Source organism: Tepidimonas sp. HKU78 (genome assembly GCF_049860815.1).
In the GTDB taxonomy this organism is placed as follows: domain Bacteria; phylum Pseudomonadota; class Gammaproteobacteria; order Burkholderiales; family Burkholderiaceae_C; genus Tepidimonas.
This window is the reverse complement of sequence record NZ_CP187547.1, coordinates 1,168,851-1,185,990: the sequence shown is the minus strand read 5'-3', so window position 1 is coordinate 1,185,990 and position 17,140 is coordinate 1,168,851. Positions and strand designations below refer to the sequence as shown.

Annotated in this window: 16 protein-coding genes; 4 read left to right on the top strand and 12 right to left on the bottom strand. The window is 67.5% G+C overall.

Annotated elements, in window-relative coordinates:
* Positions 1-28: 28 nt before the first annotated feature.
* From ACPYIS_RS05790 to rfbB, 9 genes are all read right to left on the bottom strand, one after another.
* Complete coding sequence (locus ACPYIS_RS05790; protein ID WP_424859776.1) at positions 29-1,390, bottom strand: TolC family outer membrane protein; 1,362 nt, start codon at positions 1,388-1,390, stop codon at positions 29-31.
* Between the two features lie 3 nt (positions 1,391-1,393).
* Positions 1,394-2,749, bottom strand: a complete 1,356-nt coding sequence (locus tag ACPYIS_RS05785) for an HlyD family type I secretion periplasmic adaptor subunit (protein WP_424859777.1) — start codon at positions 2,747-2,749, stop codon at positions 1,394-1,396.
* A gap of 39 nt (positions 2,750-2,788) precedes the next feature.
* Entirely contained in the window at positions 2,789-4,534 is a 1,746-nt protein-coding gene (locus ACPYIS_RS05780; RefSeq protein ID WP_425973970.1) for a type I secretion system permease/ATPase, read from the bottom strand.
* A complete protein-coding gene (locus ACPYIS_RS05775; RefSeq protein WP_424859779.1) occupies positions 4,531-6,225 on the bottom strand; it encodes a type I secretion system permease/ATPase in 1,695 nt (564 codons plus the stop codon). The genes ACPYIS_RS05780 and ACPYIS_RS05775 overlap by 4 nt, the downstream gene beginning before the upstream one ends.
* A gap of 47 nt (positions 6,226-6,272) precedes the next feature.
* The gene (locus ACPYIS_RS05770; RefSeq protein WP_424859780.1) at positions 6,273-6,896 is read right to left on the bottom strand and encodes a hypothetical protein; all 624 of its coding nucleotides are present in this window, start codon (positions 6,894-6,896) and stop codon (positions 6,273-6,275) included.
* Between the two features lie 96 nt (positions 6,897-6,992).
* On the bottom strand, positions 6,993-7,550 hold the full coding sequence (rfbC, locus tag ACPYIS_RS05765) for a dTDP-4-dehydrorhamnose 3,5-epimerase (protein WP_424859781.1): 558 nt from the start codon (positions 7,548-7,550) through the stop codon (positions 6,993-6,995).
* 5 nt (positions 7,551-7,555) lie between these two features.
* Positions 7,556-8,440, bottom strand: coding sequence for a glucose-1-phosphate thymidylyltransferase RfbA (gene rfbA / locus ACPYIS_RS05760; RefSeq protein ID WP_424859782.1), 885 nt, complete (start codon positions 8,438-8,440; stop codon positions 7,556-7,558).
* A 4-nt stretch (positions 8,441-8,444) separates the two neighbouring features.
* Positions 8,445-9,386 carry a dTDP-4-dehydrorhamnose reductase gene (gene rfbD / locus ACPYIS_RS05755; protein WP_425973968.1) on the bottom strand — a complete coding sequence of 314 codons (942 nt, stop codon included), beginning with the start codon at positions 9,384-9,386 and terminating at the stop codon, positions 8,445-8,447.
* Positions 9,383-10,489 (bottom strand): dTDP-glucose 4,6-dehydratase, encoded by a 1,107-nt coding sequence (rfbB, locus tag ACPYIS_RS05750; protein WP_424894962.1) that lies wholly within the window; start codon positions 10,487-10,489, stop codon positions 9,383-9,385. Before rfbB ends, rfbD begins: the two co-directional genes overlap by 4 nt.
* 133 nt (positions 10,490-10,622) lie before the next feature.
* On the opposite strand from rfbB, the gene ACPYIS_RS05745 reads away from it, so the two are divergent.
* The 3 genes from ACPYIS_RS05745 to ACPYIS_RS05735 all read left to right on the top strand — a co-directional run bounded on the left by ACPYIS_RS05745 (position 10,623) and on the right by ACPYIS_RS05735 (position 11,655).
* Positions 10,623-10,754 carry a hypothetical protein gene (locus ACPYIS_RS05745; protein ID WP_424859785.1) on the top strand — a complete coding sequence of 44 codons (132 nt, stop codon included), beginning with the start codon at positions 10,623-10,625 and terminating at the stop codon, positions 10,752-10,754.
* Positions 10,755-10,874: 120 nt separating this feature from the next.
* Complete coding sequence (locus ACPYIS_RS05740; RefSeq protein WP_424894963.1) at positions 10,875-11,339, top strand: ComEA family DNA-binding protein; 465 nt, start codon at positions 10,875-10,877, stop codon at positions 11,337-11,339.
* A 58-nt stretch (positions 11,340-11,397) separates the two neighbouring features.
* Positions 11,398-11,655: an acyl-CoA-binding protein gene (locus ACPYIS_RS05735; protein ID WP_058615462.1), complete on the top strand. Its 258-nt coding sequence runs from the start codon at positions 11,398-11,400 to the stop codon at positions 11,653-11,655.
* A gap of 15 nt (positions 11,656-11,670) precedes the next feature.
* Here the strand turns inward: ACPYIS_RS05735 and ACPYIS_RS05730 are convergent, their stop codons facing one another.
* Complete coding sequence (locus ACPYIS_RS05730; RefSeq protein ID WP_424894964.1) at positions 11,671-13,752, bottom strand: molybdopterin-containing oxidoreductase family protein; 2,082 nt, start codon at positions 13,750-13,752, stop codon at positions 11,671-11,673.
* Positions 13,753-13,808: 56 nt separating this feature from the next.
* On the opposite strand from ACPYIS_RS05730, the gene ACPYIS_RS05725 reads away from it, so the two are divergent.
* Positions 13,809-15,020 (top strand): M20 aminoacylase family protein, encoded by a 1,212-nt coding sequence (locus tag ACPYIS_RS05725; protein ID WP_424894965.1) that lies wholly within the window; start codon positions 13,809-13,811, stop codon positions 15,018-15,020.
* A gap of 19 nt (positions 15,021-15,039) precedes the next feature.
* Here the strand turns inward: ACPYIS_RS05725 and ACPYIS_RS05720 are convergent, their stop codons facing one another.
* Entirely contained in the window at positions 15,040-15,921 is an 882-nt protein-coding gene (locus ACPYIS_RS05720) for a type III pantothenate kinase (protein ID WP_424894966.1), read from the bottom strand.
* 52 nt (positions 15,922-15,973) lie between these two features.
* Positions 15,974-17,113 (bottom strand): MBL fold metallo-hydrolase, encoded by a 1,140-nt coding sequence (locus tag ACPYIS_RS05715; protein WP_424894967.1) that lies wholly within the window; start codon positions 17,111-17,113, stop codon positions 15,974-15,976.
* Positions 17,114-17,140 lie beyond the last annotated feature (27 nt).

Below are 17,140 nucleotides of genomic sequence, written 5' to 3'. Positions count from 1 at the left end.
CCAATTCCCTTTTCGTTTTTTTGCAATTTTATTGCGCGCCCCGCAGCACGCCATCGACCCCCGCGATCGTGCCTTCTACATCGCCACCCGATAAACTGACCAGCCGCACACGCGCCAGGAGGTATTCATAGCGCGCCTGCGCCAGGTCACGCAGCACGGACTGGCGCTGCTGCTCGGCGTTGAGGACATCCAGCACGGTACGCGTGCCGGCCTCGTACGAGCGGCGGTTGGCGGTAACGACTTGATCGGCGGAGCGCAGGGCTTGCTCGAGGGCACGAATGCGCGCAACGCCTTCGGTGACGGCACGAAATTCTCGGTGCACGCGCAGGCCGAGGTCGCGGCGCGTAGCCTCTAAGGTTTCCTCGACCCGGGTGAGTTCGGCCACGGCTTGGCGCACGCTGGCATCGACCGCCCCCCCGGCATAGAGCGGCACGTTGAGCTGCAGCCCGATGAGTCGGTTGGTGTAGCTGGAGCTAGGGGTGGTGACGTTTTCGCTGGCGCTGCGCGTGATCTGTGCCACGGCATCCAGCGTGGGCAAGTGGCCGGCACGGGCGCGTTCGATCTCTTGCCGGGCGGCATCGCGGCGGGCGCGCAGTGCCGCGAGTTCGGGGCTGTTGGCTTCGGCAGCGGCCTGCCACTCGGCCAGTGTGGACGGTTGCGGGGGTTCGAGCACCAGTCGTTCGGGCGCCAGTGGCCACAGGGTAGACGCGCTCACGCCGGTGAGGTTTTCCAGCTGACGGCGCGCCATGTCGTGCGCTTGGCGCGCGCGCAGCTCGTCGGCACGCAAAAGGTCAAGCCGGGCTTGTATCTCGTCGATGTCCGTGCGTATGCCCGTGCCCACCCTCCAGGCTTTTTCGGCGGCGTCGAGCTGGCGCAACGCCACCTGTTGCTGCTTGAGGACGAGCTCAAGCTGGTCTTGGTTGAGCAGCGCCTCCAGGTACGCTGCGGTAACCCGCTCGGCCAGGCGGTTGGTCTCCGCGGCAAGCACCGCTTCCGCGTCGGCGACCACCGATCGCGCTTGTTCGACACCGGCGCGCAGCGCTGGCCGGTACAGGGGCTGGCGGATCGACAGCGTCGCGTTGTAGCTGGGATATTGCTCGTCGATGCGCTGCGGTCGGCCCAAAAAGTCGGAGGCGGTGCGAGAAAGGTCGTTGTAGACGCGGCTGGCGCCCAAGGCCACGTTGGGCAGCAGCTGGGCCTGCGCCAGAGGCAGACGCTCGCGCTGGACGTCGGCAGCGGCGCGGGCGGCGCGCAGCGTGGCATCGTTTTGCAACGCTAGCCGGTGCGCCTCGGCCAGGCCCATGCCGTGGGCCGCCGGTGCGGCCAATAAGGCCCACAGCAACCAGGGAAGGGGTCGGCGCACGAGCGGCGCCAGCAACGGTGTGAGCACGGTTTACTCCTCGGTCAGGCTGGCAGCGACCCGCCGCGTCAGCGGGCTGAGTAGGTAGGTCAGCAGCGAGCGCTCCCCCGTCTTGACAATGACTTCGGCCGGCATGCCGGGCTGCAGGCGGCGCGCGCCCAGCGTTTGCATGCCTTGGGGCGTCACCGCTACGCGCAGCAGGTAATATGGCACGCCAGTGTGGGGGTCGGCCAGCAGGTCTTTGGAGACGGAGATCACCTCCCCCTCCACCACGAGCTGCGGCGAGTGCGAAAACACCGAAAACCGGATGTCGGTCTTTAGCCCCTCGCGCACCCGGTCGATCAGGTGCGGCTCGAGCTTGGCTTCGATGAGCAGCGGCTCGTTTTCGGGGACGATGTCCATGAGTTTTTGTCCCGGCTGAATCACTGCGCCCACGGTTTGCACGCCCAAGCCGACGACCTGGCCCGCAGCGGGCGCCCGGATGTAGGTGCGGTCCAGGTCGGCTTTGGCCGCGACGTAGCGCTCGGCATCGGCCTGTACGTCCAGGTTGACACGGGTCAGATCGGCTTCGACCTCTTTGCGATAGTCTTGTTGCCGCACTTGGGCGCGTTGCTGCAGCTCGGCGATGGCGCGCTGCACGCGCGCGATGTTGCCCTGCAGCTCGGACAAACTGGCTTGTAGTTCCGCCACTTGCCGCTGCAGCTCGGACTGTCGCACCCGGGGCGCGTAGCCCTCGGCCGCGAGCGCGCTGATGTTGCGCAAGTCTTCTTGCAGCAGCGCGAGCTGTTGCTGTCGGTTGGGCAGCGCCTCGCGCAGCGCCTTGAGCAGCGCTTGTTGGCCCTGAATCGACTCCTCGATGGCCTGCAACTCCGCTTGCAGCGCGGCGCGGCGCGAGCGAAACAGCTGCTCTTGCGCCATCATCTGCGAGCTAATCCACGGGTCATCCTGCGCCGCCAGCAAGTCGGGGTGCCAATCGATACGACCGGCGCCCGCCTGCTCTGCCAACAGGCGACCCTGCATGGCACGCAGCCCCAGGTAGCGCTGCCGCACCGATTCGTAGTTGGCGCGAGAGATGGCCGCATCGAGCACGAACAGCAGTTGATCGGTTTGAACGACATCACCCTCGCGCACGTGGATCTCGCGCACGATGCCGCCGGTGGGGTGCTGTACAGCCTTGCGCTTGGTGTCCAGCGCAATGGTGCCGTGGGTGGGTACGCCTTCGTCCAAGGGGGCAAACGCCGCCCAAGCCAAGAATGCCCCAAACCCCAGCACGAGGGCCAGTGCGCCAATGCGCGCGGCACGGCTGGGGGGCCGCACGGTGGTCGGCGCCCCCAGCACTGCATCGTTCCCGACGTCGGCGGGTTTTGTGATGACTTCGTGGGTTTTCATGGGAGGTGTTTTGCTCATGGTAGTCGTCGACAAGGGGCATTAGGCGGGTGCTGCGGCGCGGTCATCAGGGTCCGGCAAGGGTTGCGACGGAGCGGGGGCGGCAGCGCCCTGCAGTCGGCGCAGCACCGCATCGCGCTCACCGGCGTCCACCACGCGGCCATCGCGCATCAAGACGATGCGATCGGCGACCGCCAGCACGCCCGGGCGGTGCGAAATAACCACCACGGTTTTGCCCATGGTCTTCAAGGTTGCAAGCGCCTTTTGCAGCGCGGCTTCGCCCGCGTCGTCGAGGTTGGCGTTGGGCTCATCCAGCACGATGAGGGAGGGCTGGCCGTAGAGCGCGCGCGCCAACGCCACGCGTTGCCGTTGCCCGCCCGACAGGAGCTGGCCGGCCTCGCCCATCGGGGTGTCGTAGCCTTTCGGAAAGCGCAGAATCACGGCGTGCAACCCTGTGATCTGGGCGGCTTCGATGACGCGCTCGGGGTCAGGCTCGCCCATGCGGGCGATGTTTTGGGCGATTGTGCCGTCGAACAGCTCGACGTCTTGCGGCAGGTAGCCGATGAAGGGACCAATGTCGTCGCGACTCCAGTCTCGGATGGGCTTGTCATCCAACAACACCTCGCCTTCGACCTGTGGCCAAATGCCGATGATGACGCGCGCCAGCGTCGATTTGCCAGAGCCTGACGGTCCCATGATCACAGTCACGGTCCCCGGCGCGAAGGTCAGGTTGATGTCTTGGAGAATGGGGGACATCCTTCCTGCAGCGCGGGCGGCGACACCGCGCAGTTCGACGTCGCCTTTGGGCGCCACGTAGCGCAGCGCTGGGTCTCGGGGAGGGTGGGTGGCGAGCAGCTGTTCCAGACGGGCAAACGCGGCGCGAGCGCTGGCAAACGAGCGCCACGTAGACACCAACAGGTCGATCGGCGCCAGGGCGCGCCCCGCGAGCACGTTAGCCGCGATCATCGCCCCGGGGGTCAATTCGCCTTCGATCGCCAGCAGGGCGCCCGCCCCCAGCACCAAGGACTGTTGGCTGTAACGCACGAATTTGCTGATGGCGGTGAGCCGGTGCTGTAAGCCCTGTGTTTGGCCATGTTGCAGAAGGACGTCGGCATGCCTTTGCAGCCAGCGCTGCTTGAGCCCTTTGAGCATGCCCATGGACTCGACCGCCTCGGCGTTGCGCAGCTTGTTTTGCAGGGTGCGCGCTTCGTCGCCTTGCGCCAGCATCAGGCGCTCGCTAGGCTGCTGAATGAGCCGTTGGCTGGCCCATGCCAACCCACCCTGAACGCAGGCGAATCCAATGGCCAGCCATCCCAAGAGCGGGTGCATGATGAACAGCACCGCGGTATAAATCGGCATCCACGGCAGATCAAAAAATGCAAACACCCCATTGCCAGTGATGAATTGGCGCAGTTCCGTCAGATCGGCAAAGGCCCGGCCCTGTCTGGCTGCATCCGGACGCAGACTGGCATCGAAAGCGGCCTGAAAGACGCGGGTGCTGAGCATATCGTCGATGCGCATGCCCACGCGAACCAACACGCGCGAGCGCATCCATTCGGTCACCGCCATGATGGCCAAGAGCGCCAGCGCAATGATCGAGACCACCAGCAAGGTCAGCTCGCTGCGGCTGACCATGACGCGGTCGAACACCTGCAACATGTACAGCGTGGGAGTCAGCATGAGCACATTGGCAATCATGCTGAAAAGTGCGACCACATAGAATTCGCGCCGAAAGGCCCACAGCGAGGCGCGCAATTCGGAGCGCTGGGCGGTGTCGGAAAAGCTCATGCGGGTTTCACCAACGGTTGTGGGGCGGCAGCGGTCGAACCGGCTTCCGCAGGTAACTGGGCACGACGCAAAGCAGCCAGGACATCGTCACGCGGGCCAAATGCTTTGGTCATTCCATCGGCCAACACGAGGATCTTGTCGATGGCGACCAAGACACTCGTTCGGTGCGTGATGACCACGAACGTCGTGCCGCGCGCTTTAAGGGTGCGAATGGCGTTGACCAGGGCGGCATCCCCCGCTTCGTCCAGGCTGGCGTTGGGCTCGTCCAATACCACAAGCACCGGATCGCCGTAGAGCGCTCGCGCCAGCGCGATGCGCTGCCGCTGGCCGCCAGAGAGGTTGACGCCCTCGGGTCCGACCGGGGTGTCATAGCCCTGGGGCAGGGATTCGATGAACGCGTCCAGCCCGACCAAGCGCGCAGCCTCTCGCACACGGGGCGTGTCTACGTCGCCGAAGCGGGCGATGTTCTCGGCGATCGTGCCCTCAATGAGATCGACCCCCTGAGGGAGGTAGCCGAGGTAGGGGCCCAGCTCGGCCTTGGGCCACGCGTAGACGTCTGCGCCGTCGAGGCGCACTTTGCCCCCCGCCGAGGGCCACAGCCCCACCAGCGCGCGCGCTAGTGTCGTTTTGCCCGACCCTGAGGGCCCAACCACCGCGAGCGCCTCACCGGGCTGCAAGGCAAAGGCCACGCCGCGTAGAATAGGGACCTGGGTGCCGGGGGGAGCCACGATCACCCCCTCGACGCTGAGCGCACCGCGCGGCGCAGGCAGCGACATGACGGGCGGCTGGGGTGGGACTTGTTGCAGCAACTGCTCCAGGCGCTGCCAGGCGTCGCGGGCACCGACCACACCCCGCCACTGGGTCACGAGCTGCACGAGAGGGGCCAACACGCGTGCCGCCAATACCGAGCCGACGATCATCATCGCGGCCCCACCGGGCAGCACGTTCTCGAGCACCAGCCACGCGCCCAGACCCAGCAGCAAGGAGCCCCACACGGTCTGCACCCATTTGGTGATGGCCGCGAAGACCCCGGCGCGATCCGATGCCAGCGCCTGTAAGCGCAAAAATTCCTGCTGCAGGCGCCACCATCGCCCGTGTAGCGCGCGCATCATGCCCATGGCCTCCACGACCTCGGCATTGCGCAGCATGCCGTCAGCGGACTGCTGCGCGGCAATCGCGGTGCGGTTGGCCTGCGTCAGCGGTGGCCGCGTCGTCGACTCGTTCCACCACGCCAAACCCACCTGCAACACCGCACCAATCAGCGCTGCCCAACCCCAGATGGGGTGAATCAAAAACAGCACCAACAAAAAGACGATGCCCACCGGCGCTTCCATGACGGCGGCCACCGCGGGATGATGAAAAAAATCGCGCACCGTGCGCAAATCGTTCAGGGCTTGTATTTGGCCCGCCCCGCCACGCTGAAGATTGAGCACATGAATGGCATCGATCACGCGGGGCACGAGTCGCTCGTCGAACCAGTGTCCCGCCTCGCGCATGATCTCCGACCGGGACCATTCCAACACTTCCATCACGACGTAGACCAGCAGCACCGCCAGGGTCAGCATGGCGAGCGTGGTGACGCTGCGGCTGTTGAGCACACGCCCGTACACCTCGAACATGTAAAACGTTGGGGCGAAGATGAGCAGTGAAGCGACGGTGGCATAAATCCACGCACGGCGAATCGATGGCAAGAGATCTCGCACCGCTTGAGCGAGCTCGGACGACTTCTGAATAGGGGTCATTGCGCTTCCTCGACCATGAGATATTCCGGCCAATCGCTGGACGCCTCTGCCACCCGTTTGGGCGAGCTTCGTTCACCCGACGACTCGTGCTCGTCTTCTTGCAACACAAACGTCAAGTAGTAACGCCCGTCGACACCGCTGGTGAGCATCACTTCACGCAAGCGCAGGGCGCGAAACGCCCGTTCATCATCAGCGCTCAATCCCACATCGAAGCGCAAACGACCTTCGAGCGTGAATAACGACACCCGCCCATTGCGCAGGCTGAGCGTGTGGCGATCAAAGTAGACCGGACAATTGGGGGCAAACCGCAGCAGGGGCAGCGGCCGTTCACCCCAGCGGCTGACGTGAAAAGGGCTGCTCGGGTGTTGAAAAACGAACCGCGCCGCTCGGCACACCGAGTAAATGGCGTTGCACGCCATCTGCGAGCCCAGCTCGGGCATGGCCTCACGCAACGAGCGATAGGCCAGGTGGTGCAGTGCGACGCGGTTCCAGCACCGATGATCCCGTACCATTGGCGCGAGCAGGTTGCACGCGTCGGCGAACGCGCGCTGCAGCGCCCGCAGCTGCTCCACGTGCGGCGCGGCGGCGTCCAGCGGGATGACGATGCGACGAATATTCATATAGGAGTTTCAGTGTAGCACACTCCTCTTTGCGTTACGCTGGTCGCTACGTCGGTGACACTGGCACCGATCAACGGGAGGCGGCCCCGAGCAATGTCACCGATCGGCCGCCGCGCCGAACGGTTGGCCCCGGGCGTCCTTCTCGGAAACCACAGGCGCCCTCCCCCCCAGCGGCCACTCGATGGCCAGCGTCGGGTCGTCCCAGCGGATGCAGCGCTCGTGGGCGGGGCTGTAGTAGTCGGTGGTTTTGTAGAGGAAGTCGGCCTCGTCGCTGAGTGTCAGAAAGCCGTGCGCGAGGCCCGGCGGTATCCAAAGTTGGCGGTGGTTGGATTCGCTGAGCTCGACGCCGACCCAGCGCCCGTAGGTGGGCGAGTCGGGGCGGATGTCGACCGCCACGTCGAAGACGGCACCGCGCACCACGCGCACGAGCTTGCCCTGCGCGTGCGGGGGAACTTGGTAGTGCAGGCCGCGCAGCACGCCGCGCGCGCTGCGGCTGTGGTTGTCCTGCACGAAGGTGACGCCCTGCAGGCCCGTGGCGGCCTCGAAGTCGCGCAGGTTGAAGCTCTCGAAAAAAAAGCCGCGCGCATCGCCAAAGACCCGGGGTTCGAGGATGAGCACGTCGGCGATCGCGGTAGGGGTGACGGTGACGGGCATGTGGCTCACCCCAGCAGCGACAGCAGGTAGCGGCCGTAGCCGGTCTTGCCCAGCGGCGCAGCCAGGCGCTGCAGCTGTGCGTCGTCGATCCAACCGGCTCTCCAGGCGATTTCCTCGGGGCAGGCGACTTTGAGCCCCTGGCGGCGCTCGAGCGTGGCGATGAAGTGGCCGGCATCGAGCAGGCTGTCGTGGGTGCCGGTGTCGAGCCAGGCGTAGCCGCGCTTCATGATCTGGACGTTGAGCTGTCCGCGCTCCAGGTACGCTTGGTTGACGGAGGTGATTTCCAACTCGCCGCGGGCGCTGGGCCGCACGGCGCGGGCGATGTCGACCACCTGCTCGTCGTAAAAGTACAAGCCCGTGACGGCATAGTTCGACCGGGGACGCTGGGGCTTTTCTTCGATGCTGAGCGCCCGCCCCTGCGCGTCGAAGGCGACCACGCCGTAGCGTTCGGGGTCTTGCACGTGGTAGGCAAAGACGGTGGCGCCACTCGCCTGGGCGTTGGCGGCTTGCAACAGCACTTGCAAGTCGTGGCCGTAGAAGATGTTGTCACCCAGCACCAAGGCGCTGGGTTGACCCGAGACGAAGTCGGCACCGATGATGAAGGCTTGCGCCAGTCCGTCGGGGCTGGGCTGCACGGCATACTGCAGATTCATGCCCCATTGGCTGCCATCGCCCAGCAGTTGCGCGAAACGGGAGGTGTCTTGTGGCGTGCTGATGACGAGCACGTCGCGGATGCCCGCCAGCATGAGCGTGCTCAAGGGGTAATACACCATGGGTTTGTCGTACACCGGCAGCAGCTGTTTGCTGACCGCGAGCGTGGCGGGATGCAAGCGGGTGCCCGAGCCGCCCGCGAGGATGATGCCTTTGCGCAAAGTGCTTCGAATATTCATACGATCACGAGGTGATTCCCTGGTCGGCGCAAACAGACGACAGCCAACGCCGCACGCCGGACTCCCACGGCGGCAGGTGCAGGCCGAACGTCTGGCGCAAGCGTGTGGTATCGAGCCGACTGTTGCGTGGACGCTGGGCCGGTGTGGGGTAGGCGCTGCTCGGAATCGGGTCGATGGCCTGCACGCGCCACGGCGCGTCGGGCCAGCGCCGCCGGGCCTCTTCGATCAGCACGCACGCGTAGCCGTGCCACGACGTGACCCCAGCTGCTGCCAGGTGGTAGGTGCCGCTGCCCTGCCCCGTGGCCAGCGCGTGGCGCAGCGCGTGGACGGTGACGTCGGCGATCAGGTCGGCCCCCGTGGGCGCACCCATCTGGTCGGCCACCACCGTCAGTCGCTCGCGCGTGAGCGCCAGGCGCAGCATGGTGCGAGCGAAATTACCGCCCCGCACGCCATATACCCATTGCGTGCGCAGGATGAGGTGGCGGCAGCCGCTGGCGCGGATGGCCTGCTCGCCTGCCCATTTGGTGTGGCCGTAGACGTTGAGCGGGGCAGGCGCGTCGTCCTCGCACCACGGCCGGTCGCCGCTGCCGTCGAATACGTAGTCGGTGCTGTAGTGCACGAGCCACGCGCCACAGGCCGCAGCGGCCCGAGCCAGTACGCCTGGCGCTTCGGCGTTGAGGCGTTGGGCACGCGCCGGCTCGGCCTCGGCCTGGTCCACGGCGGTGTAGGCCGCCGCGTTGACGATGACCGCCGGCCGCAATGCCTGGACGGTCCGGGAGATACCGTCGAGGTCGGTCAAGTCCCCACACAGCGGCGCATCGATCCCGGGGACGCTCGCGCCCGCGCGGCCCAGCGCCACGACGTCACCGATGACCCCCAGGCTGCGCTGCAGCTCCCAGCCGACCTGGCCGTCTTTGCCCAACAGCAGGATGACGGGGGCCGTCATGCCAGCGATTCCTGGCCGTACTGCCGCTGCACCCACGCGCGGTAGGCGCCGCTTTGCACGCGCTGCACCCAGTCGGGATGGTCCAGGTACCACTGGACGGTCTTGCGCAGGCCGCTGTCGAAGGTTTCGGCCGGGCGCCAGCCCAATTCGCGCTCGATTTTGCGCGCGTCCATGGCGTAGCGGCGGTCGTGCCCGGGGCGGTCGGTCACGAAGGTGATGAGCTGCTCGTAGCGCTGCACGGGCGCACCGCTGCGCACGTCGCACACGCCGCGCGCCGGGGCGGGCGCGAGCGCATCGAGCAGTCGGCAGATCGTGCGCACCACGTCGAGGTTGGTGCGCTCGTTGTGACCGCCGATGTTGTACGTCTCGCCCACGCGGCCGGCCTGCAGCACGCGCCGGATGGCCGCGCAGTGGTCGCCAACGTAGAGCCAGTCGCGCACTTGCTGGCCGTCGCCATAGACGGGCAGCGGCTTGCCCGCCAGGGCGTTGACGATCATGAGCGGTATGAGCTTTTCCGGGAAGTGGTAGGGCCCGTAGTTGTTGGAGCAGTTGGTGGTGAGCACTGGCAGCCCGTAGGTGTGGTGCCAGGCGCGCACCAGATGGTCGCTGGCGGCTTTGCTCGCCGAATACGGGCTGTTGGGCTCGTAGCGGTGGGTTTCGGCAAACGGCGGGTCGTGCGGGCCGAGTGAGCCGAATACCTCGTCGGTGCTCACGTGCAGGAAACGAAACGCCGCCTGCTCTGCCGCCGGTAGTGCCGTCCAGTACGCGCGCACCGCCTCCAACAGGCGAAAGGTGCCCACGACGTTGGTCTGTATGAAGTCCTCGGGTCCGTGGATGGAGCGGTCGACGTGGCTTTCAGCCGCAAAGTGCAGCACCGCGCGCGGCCGGTGCTCGGCCAGCAGGCGCTCGACCAACGCACGGTCGCCAATGTCGCCGTGCACGAAATGGTGCCGTGCATCCCCCTCCAGGCTGGCGAGGTTTTCGCGGTTGCCCGCGTAAGTGAGTTTGTCCAGATTGACGACGGGTTCGTCATGCCGACGCAGCCAGTCGAGCACGAAATTGCTGCCAATGAAGCCGGCGCCGCCGGTGACGAGGATGGTCATGGTTGGGTCCTGAGACTGATCGGCGCGGAGTGTAGCGCGTGCGCAATGGGAACAGGGTCTTGCGCCCAGCGAGGCTGGCAGGGCCAGATGGCGCTGCGCATGCTGGGCGACGTGGCGCTGGCGGCATTCGAGCTTGGGCAGCTGGTTGCGCCGCAGCAGGCTCAACGCTACCATCGACCCCACCACTGCCAGCGACGAGCAGCTGGAGCGTTGCCTGGAGAAGATCCTCTCGGCGCAGACGCTGGAGGAACTGCTGCGCCCGTAGGGAGGAAACATCGCGCGGCCAGACAAGGCGCGGCAGCACCAGGCCCGATCGTGGCTTTGGCTGCACGACAACCAAGGAGGAAGGGAGGGACTCGGGGTGAAGTCTTGGATGAGAAGACGGATGCGCCATGCCACCCAACGGGTGGCGGCGCTCTTGGGGTGGTGGTGTTTGTCGGCTTGCGCGGCCCTACCAACGCCCCTTTGGGCCGCATGGCTGGAGGCCAACACGGCCACCGCTGCGCAGCTGCAGACGCTCAGAGGCGTGGGACCCGTCATGGCCGAGCGCATCGTGCAGGCGCGCCAGCAGCAGCCGTTTCGCGATTGGGCCGATCTGCAAGCCCGGGTGTCCGGCCTGGGGCCGAAGAGGGCCGAGGCGCTATCGGTACAGGGCTTACGCGTCAACGGCACGAGCTGGGGCAGCGAGCTCGCGCGAGGGAGAGATTCGGCGCCGGGCAAAGGCGCGGCACCCGCACCCGCCGGGGTGGGCGCCCTTGCCCCACCGCGTCGGGACGGCACCCGTTCCGCCGCGCCCCCGCCTGCGCCGGCCTATCCGCCGATCCCAGGTCTGTCGGCGCCTGCGCGCTGATGGCCGCCAGCGGGCGGCAGCAGTTGAATATTCGAACGAACGTTCGTATCATTGCAGTATGGATAACCCAACCCAAGCTGCCTTCGACACCGCGCTGCAACGCGTCAAAACCCTGACCCAGCGCCCCGACAACAACACCCTGCTGCAACTGTACGCGCTGTACAAGCAGGCGACGGAAGGGGACAACACGACCCCGAAGCCCAGCCTGACCGATGTGGTGGCGCGCGCCAAGTGGGACGCCTGGAACAAGCTCAAGGGCGTGGCGCGCGAGGACGCGATGCAGCGCTACGCAGCACTGGTCGATTCGCTGGCCTGACGGCGCGCTGGTGCCTCAATCGACGCGCCGCACGTCGACGGCGCAGTCGTAGAACGTGGGCGCGCGGCCCAGATCGGTGAGTGCCTGGCTGGTCAGTTCGTTGACGTTGGTGCCACTGGGGCTGAGTTTGCGCCACCAAATGCCCAGCCCCACCACCACCCCGGGACGGGTGCGTGTGCCGACCCGGGCGCGCAGGCGGCAGCAACCCCGGTCGTTGAACGCCTCCACCCAGTCACCGTCGGCGATGCCACGCGCAGCGGCGTCGTCGGGGTGGATGTCCAGCAACGGCTCGCCCTCGGCATCGCGCAGTGAGACGACGTTGACGAAGGTCGAGTTGAGGAAGTGCCGCGCCGGGGGCGAGATCATCGCCAGGGGGTAGCGTGGATCGGCACCGGCGGGCTCGTGGTTGGGCAGTACCTCAGGCAGCGGGTCCAGCCCGAGCGCTGCCAAGCGATCGCTCGCGAATTCGCACCGACCCGATGGGGTGGGAAAGCCCCCGTCGGCAAACGGGGCGTCGGGCACCGGCAACGACACCCAGCCCCGACCCAGCAACGCGTCGAAATCGATCGCGTCACCAAACGCCTGGCGGCACAACGCGAGGTCGTCATCGGCAAAGCAGGGTTCATCGAACCCGAGACGCTGCGCGAGCTGCCGAAACACCCAGGTATTGGGCCGCGCCAAACCCAAGGGTTCGATCGCGGGCCGATTGAGCAGCACGTCGGTGTGGCCGTAGCTGAGGTGGATGTCCCAGTGCTCGAGCTGCGTGGTCGCGGGCAGCACGTAGTCGGCGGTATCGGCGGTGTCGGTCAGGAATTGCTCGAGCACCACGGTGAACAGATCCTCGCGCGCCAGCCCGCGCACCACTTCGCCCGATTGCGGGGCGACCGCCGCCGGGTTGCTGTTGTAAACGACGAGCGCTTGCACCGGCGGGCCGAAGTGGGCGTCGCCGGGATGGCACAGGAGCTGCCCCAGCGTGCTCATGTTGAGCGTGCGCGGCTGCGGGCACGGACTGCGCAGCAGCAAATCGGGGCGCTGTAGCGCGTCGCGTTGCACGGGGTACCAACCCGAGCTGGACAACAGCACCCCCCCTGCCCGGTAACGCCACGCGCCGATGACTGCGGGCAAGCAGGCGATGGCACGCACCGCGTTGCCGCCACCGCGCGTGCGCTGCATGCCGTAGTTGAGCCGGATGGCGACGGGCTGGCGCTGCTGCACACACGCGCCAATGTGCTGCGCCAACGCTTGGATTTGCGCCACGGGCAGACCGCAAACAGCCGCCGCGCGCGCCGGCGGCCATTGCAAGGCGCGCTCGCGCAGCGCAGGCCAGCCGAGCGTGTGGTGCTGCACGTAGTCCTCGTCCACCCAACCGTGCACGATGCACTCGTGCATCAGCGCGTAGGCCAGCGCGGCGTCCGTGCCCGGTAGCAGGGCCAGGTGGTCGTGGCACTTGTCGGCAGTTTCGCTGCGCCGCGGGTCGATGCACACCAGCCGCGCCCCCGCACGCTTGGCCTGCTGCGCGTAGCGCCAGAAGTGCAGGTTGCTGCCCACGCTGTTGCTGCCCCAAATGAGGATCAGGCGGCTGTCGGCGAAATGCTCCACGCGCATGCCAACCTTGGCGCCGATCGTGGCCTCCAGCGCCGCCGCGCCAGCACTGGAGCAGATGGTGCGGTCCAGCAGCGACGCGCCCAAGCGATGAAAAAACCGCGCCGCCATCGACTCGCCTTGCACCAGACCCATGGTGCCCGCGTAGCTGTAGGGCAGGATGGTTTGCGGGTCGTGCGCGGCCAGCGCCCCCAAACGGGCGGCGATGTCGTCGAGCGCCTCGTCCCAGCCGACGGGCTCGAAGCGGCCCTCGCCCTTGCGGCCCACGCGACGCAGCGGCTGCAACAAACGCTCGGGGTGATAGACCCGCTCCAGGTACCGGCTGACCTTGGTACACAGCACGCCGGCCGTCTGCGGATGGTCAGGGTTGCCCTGCAGATGCACGGCGCGCCCCGCGCGCACCGTGGTCAGCAGCGAGCAGGTGTCGGGGCAATCGTGCGGGCAGGCGCCTCGGATGGTGGAGGCCTCTATCGGGGCTTCAACGGTGGTGGTCATGGGTGCATGGTACGCCAAGGCCCACAGTCATCCCAATCCGCGCTAGCATCCCCCCTATGAAACTGATCGAACCCATCGTCCAGCAGGCAGCGGCCATGGCTGCCATCCGGCGCGATCTGCACGCGCACCCGGAACTGTGCTTCGAGGAGGTGCGCACCGCCGACCGCGTGGCCGCGCTGCTGACGCAGTGGGGCATCTCGATCCACCGGGGTCTGGGCAAGACGGGGGTGGTCGGTATCGTCCACGGGCGCGATGGCGGCGCCTGTGGGCGAGCGCTGGGGCTGCGCGCGGACATGGACGCACTGCCGATGACGGAGCGCAACACGTTCGAGCACGCCAGCCGCTACCCCGGGCGCATGCACGCGTGCGGGCACGACGGCCACACCGCGATGCTGCTGGCCGCCGCGCAATACCTGGCCCAGCAGCGCGACTTCGACGGCACGGTGTACCTGATTTTCCAGCCCGCCGAGGAAGGCGGTGGCGGCGCGCGCGAGATGATCGCCGACGGGCTGTTCGAGCGCTTCCCCATGGAGGCCGTCTTTGGCATGCACAACTGGCCGGGGCTGCCCGTGGGCCACTTTGCCGTCAGCCCCGGGCCGGTGATGGCCTCCAGCAACGAATTTGCCATCACGGTGCGCGGCCGCGGCGGCCATGCGGCGCTGCCGCACCATGCGATCGACCCGGTCCCGGTGGCGTGCCAACTCGTGCAGGCGTTTCAGACCATCCTCACACGCAACCTGCGCCCGGTGGAGCCTGGGGTCATTTCGGTCACGATGATCCACGCGGGCGAGGCGACCAACGTCATCCCCGACACCTGCGAGATACGGGGCACAGTGCGCACCTTCTCGCTGCCTGCACTGGATTTGATCGAGACGCGCATGCGCGAGCTGTCCCGCCAGATCTGCGCCGCGTTCGGCGCCGAGGCGACGTTCGAGTTCCGGCGCAACTACCCGCCCACCATCAACCATGAGGCGCAAGCCGCCTTTGCCGCCGAGGTGATGCGCGACATCGTGGGAGCAGACCACGTCGTGGCGCAAGAGCCCACCATGGGCGCCGAGGACTTCGCGTACATGCTGCAAGCCAAGCCAGGGGCGTATGTGTTCATCGGCAACGGCGATGGCAGCCACCGGCACGCACACGGGCCGGGGCACGACGCGGGGCCGTGCACGCTGCACAACCCGCACTACGACTTCAACGATGCGTTGATTCCGCTGGGCGCGACGTTCTGGGTGCGGCTGGCGCAGCGCTGGCTGGCGCGCGGCCAGTGACGCTGCGCGTACCGAGCGCTCACGGCCGACGCGCTGGCGCGGGGGGCACCGGTGCCTGCGCGTTGCCATAGCGCTCGCGCGCAATCGCCAGCAGCCCGTCGAAGATCAGCCCCTCGACCAGCTCGAACGGCACCGTCATGTGCGGCGCCATCTTCCAGCCGGCGCCACCGGTCATCAGGCATACTGGCTCCTGCCCGGTGTGGGCACGCAAATTGTCTACCATGCGCTGCACCGCCCCGGCGATGGCATACGTGCCGCCGCTCGTCAGTGCATCGCTGGTGTTGGTGGGGAACGCGCGCACCTCGCCGGTGGGCACGTGCAGCCCGGCCGTACCGGACTCGAGCGCCCGCAGCATGATGCCGTGGCCAGGCAAGATCAAGCCACCCAGAAAGCGGCCCTCGGCGTCGATGGCTTCCACCGTCACCGCCGTGCCGACCATGACCACCACGCAGGGCCGCCGCTGTCCGCGCGCGAGCAGCCGCTGGCGCGCACCGATCATGGCCACCCAGCGGTCCGACCCCAGGCGCGCCGGATGGTCGTAGCCGTTGACGAGTCCCGCCTCGGTCGCGCTGGGCACCACCCAATGCACCGGTGCATCCCAGAGTTCGAGCTGTTCTTCCACCCGGTGGCGCACGCCAGCACCGGCGACGATGCTGCCCAGCACCCAGTGCGGCGCGCGCAGGGCGCGCCAGTCGCCTTCGGCCAGGGTTTCGATGTTTTCCAGGAATTGCACCCCGTGCGCCAGCAATCGCGCACCCGGGCGCGGCGCCTCGTACAGCGCCCACTTCAGGCGCGTGTTGCCCACGTCGAGCGCCAACAGGGCGGTGCCTCCCGATACGGCTGGGCCATGCGCAGGGGTCGGGGAAGCAAAAACCGGGACGTTCGGCGGCGACGCTGTCATGCCGCCATCATAAACCCGGCCTCGGAAGGCCGGTGTCACCTGCCGCTACCGCTCAGTTCTGCCGCCACGGCAGACCACGGTAGCGCCAGCCGCCGCGACGCCCGCGCTGGCCATGTTCGTCCAAATCGCCCTCGAAGCCCTCCAGCACGTTGTAGGCGGTGGCGCCCAGCTCGGTGGCGCGCCGTGCCGCCGCGATCGAGCGCGCGCCGCTGCGACACAGCATCAGCAGCGGTCGGCCGTCGCCGCGCAGCAGTGAGCGCACACCGTCATCGAAGCCCGGGTTGGGCTGCATGCCGGGCCACTGCTTCCACGCCAGCGGCACGGCGCCGGGCACGTATCCCACCCACTCGCGCTCGGCGTCGGTACGCACGTCCACCAGCACGGCGCGGCCCTGCTGCACCCAGTCCCACGCGACGGCGGGTGGAACGTCGCCCGCATAGCCGTCGGCGGGCTGGGGTGCGTCCAGTGCCGCGCCGTCCGCGTCGTGCCGGATGCCGCCATGCAGGTTGGCCGGCACCGCCTCATCCATGCGGCGGGGGCGCGACAGGTTCAAGCCGTTCATCAACGCGACGAACTCGTCGAGCGTGCGCCCGGCCACGCGGGCGTTGTGCGCCTTCTCGTGCCCAATGGTGGAGTGCGTGCGCCCCCGGTAGTCGTGCCCCGGCCAGACCACGGTATCGTCGGGCAGGGCGAACAGCACCTCGGTGATGCTGCGGTAGAGCGCCGCCGCGTCGCCCGACTGAAAGTCGGTGCGCCCACAGCCGTCGATGAGCAGCGTGTCGCCGGTGAAGACGTGCCGCTGCACCCCCTGGCTCGTGGCACGCTCCCAAAAGTAGCTCATACTGCCCGCAGTGTGGCCCGGGGTGGCCAGCGCGCGCACGCGCTGGGAACCGAACGTCACCTCGTCGCCGTGCTGCAAGGGGCGGTGCACGGTGGCGATGCCGCAGGCGGCCGGGGCGGCCGTGAGGGCGCCGGTGTGCTCGGCCAGCCGCAGCGCGCTGGTGATGTGATCGGCGTGGGCGTGCGTCTCGAGCACCCAGCGCAGCCGCAAGTCGTGCTCACGCAGCACGGTCAAATCGCGCTCGAGCTGCACGTCCACGGGGTCGATGATGAGCGCCTCGCGCGACGCCTCGTCGAACAAGACGTAGGTATAGGTGCAGGAGTCGGGGTCGAAGAGCTGGATCGGGTTCATGTCCGCCATGGTAGCGACGACCCCCGG

What these genes read in the sequence shown, in the direction of transcription:
- ACPYIS_RS05785 (WP_424859777.1), bottom strand. Translation starts at nt 2,749, where the DNA reads ATGAAAACCCACGAAGTCATCACAAAACCCGCCGACGTCGGGAACGAT.
- ACPYIS_RS05780 (WP_425973970.1), bottom strand. Translation starts at nt 4,534, where the DNA reads ATGAGCTTTTCCGACACCGCCCAGCGCTCCGAATTGCGCGCCTCGCTG.
- ACPYIS_RS05770 (WP_424859780.1), bottom strand. Translation starts at nt 6,896, where the DNA reads ATGAATATTCGTCGCATCGTCATCCCGCTGGACGCCGCCGCGCCGCAC.
- rfbC (WP_424859781.1), bottom strand. Translation starts at nt 7,550, where the DNA reads ATGCCCGTCACCGTCACCCCTACCGCGATCGCCGACGTGCTCATCCTC.
- rfbA (WP_424859782.1), bottom strand. Translation starts at nt 8,440, where the DNA reads ATGAATATTCGAAGCACTTTGCGCAAAGGCATCATCCTCGCGGGCGGC.
- rfbD (WP_425973968.1), bottom strand. Translation starts at nt 9,386, where the DNA reads ATGACGGCCCCCGTCATCCTGCTGTTGGGCAAAGACGGCCAGGTCGGC.
- rfbB (WP_424894962.1), bottom strand. Translation starts at nt 10,489, where the DNA reads ATGACCATCCTCGTCACCGGCGGCGCCGGCTTCATTGGCAGCAATTTC.
- ACPYIS_RS05740 (WP_424894963.1), top strand. Translation starts at nt 10,875, where the DNA reads ATGCGCCATGCCACCCAACGGGTGGCGGCGCTCTTGGGGTGGTGGTGT.
- ACPYIS_RS05735 (WP_058615462.1), top strand. Translation starts at nt 11,398, where the DNA reads ATGGATAACCCAACCCAAGCTGCCTTCGACACCGCGCTGCAACGCGTC.
- ACPYIS_RS05730 (WP_424894964.1), bottom strand. Translation starts at nt 13,752, where the DNA reads ATGACCACCACCGTTGAAGCCCCGATAGAGGCCTCCACCATCCGAGGC.
- ACPYIS_RS05725 (WP_424894965.1), top strand. Translation starts at nt 13,809, where the DNA reads ATGAAACTGATCGAACCCATCGTCCAGCAGGCAGCGGCCATGGCTGCC.
- ACPYIS_RS05720 (WP_424894966.1), bottom strand. Translation starts at nt 15,921, where the DNA reads ATGACAGCGTCGCCGCCGAACGTCCCGGTTTTTGCTTCCCCGACCCCT.
- ACPYIS_RS05715 (WP_424894967.1), bottom strand. Translation starts at nt 17,113, where the DNA reads ATGAACCCGATCCAGCTCTTCGACCCCGACTCCTGCACCTATACCTAC.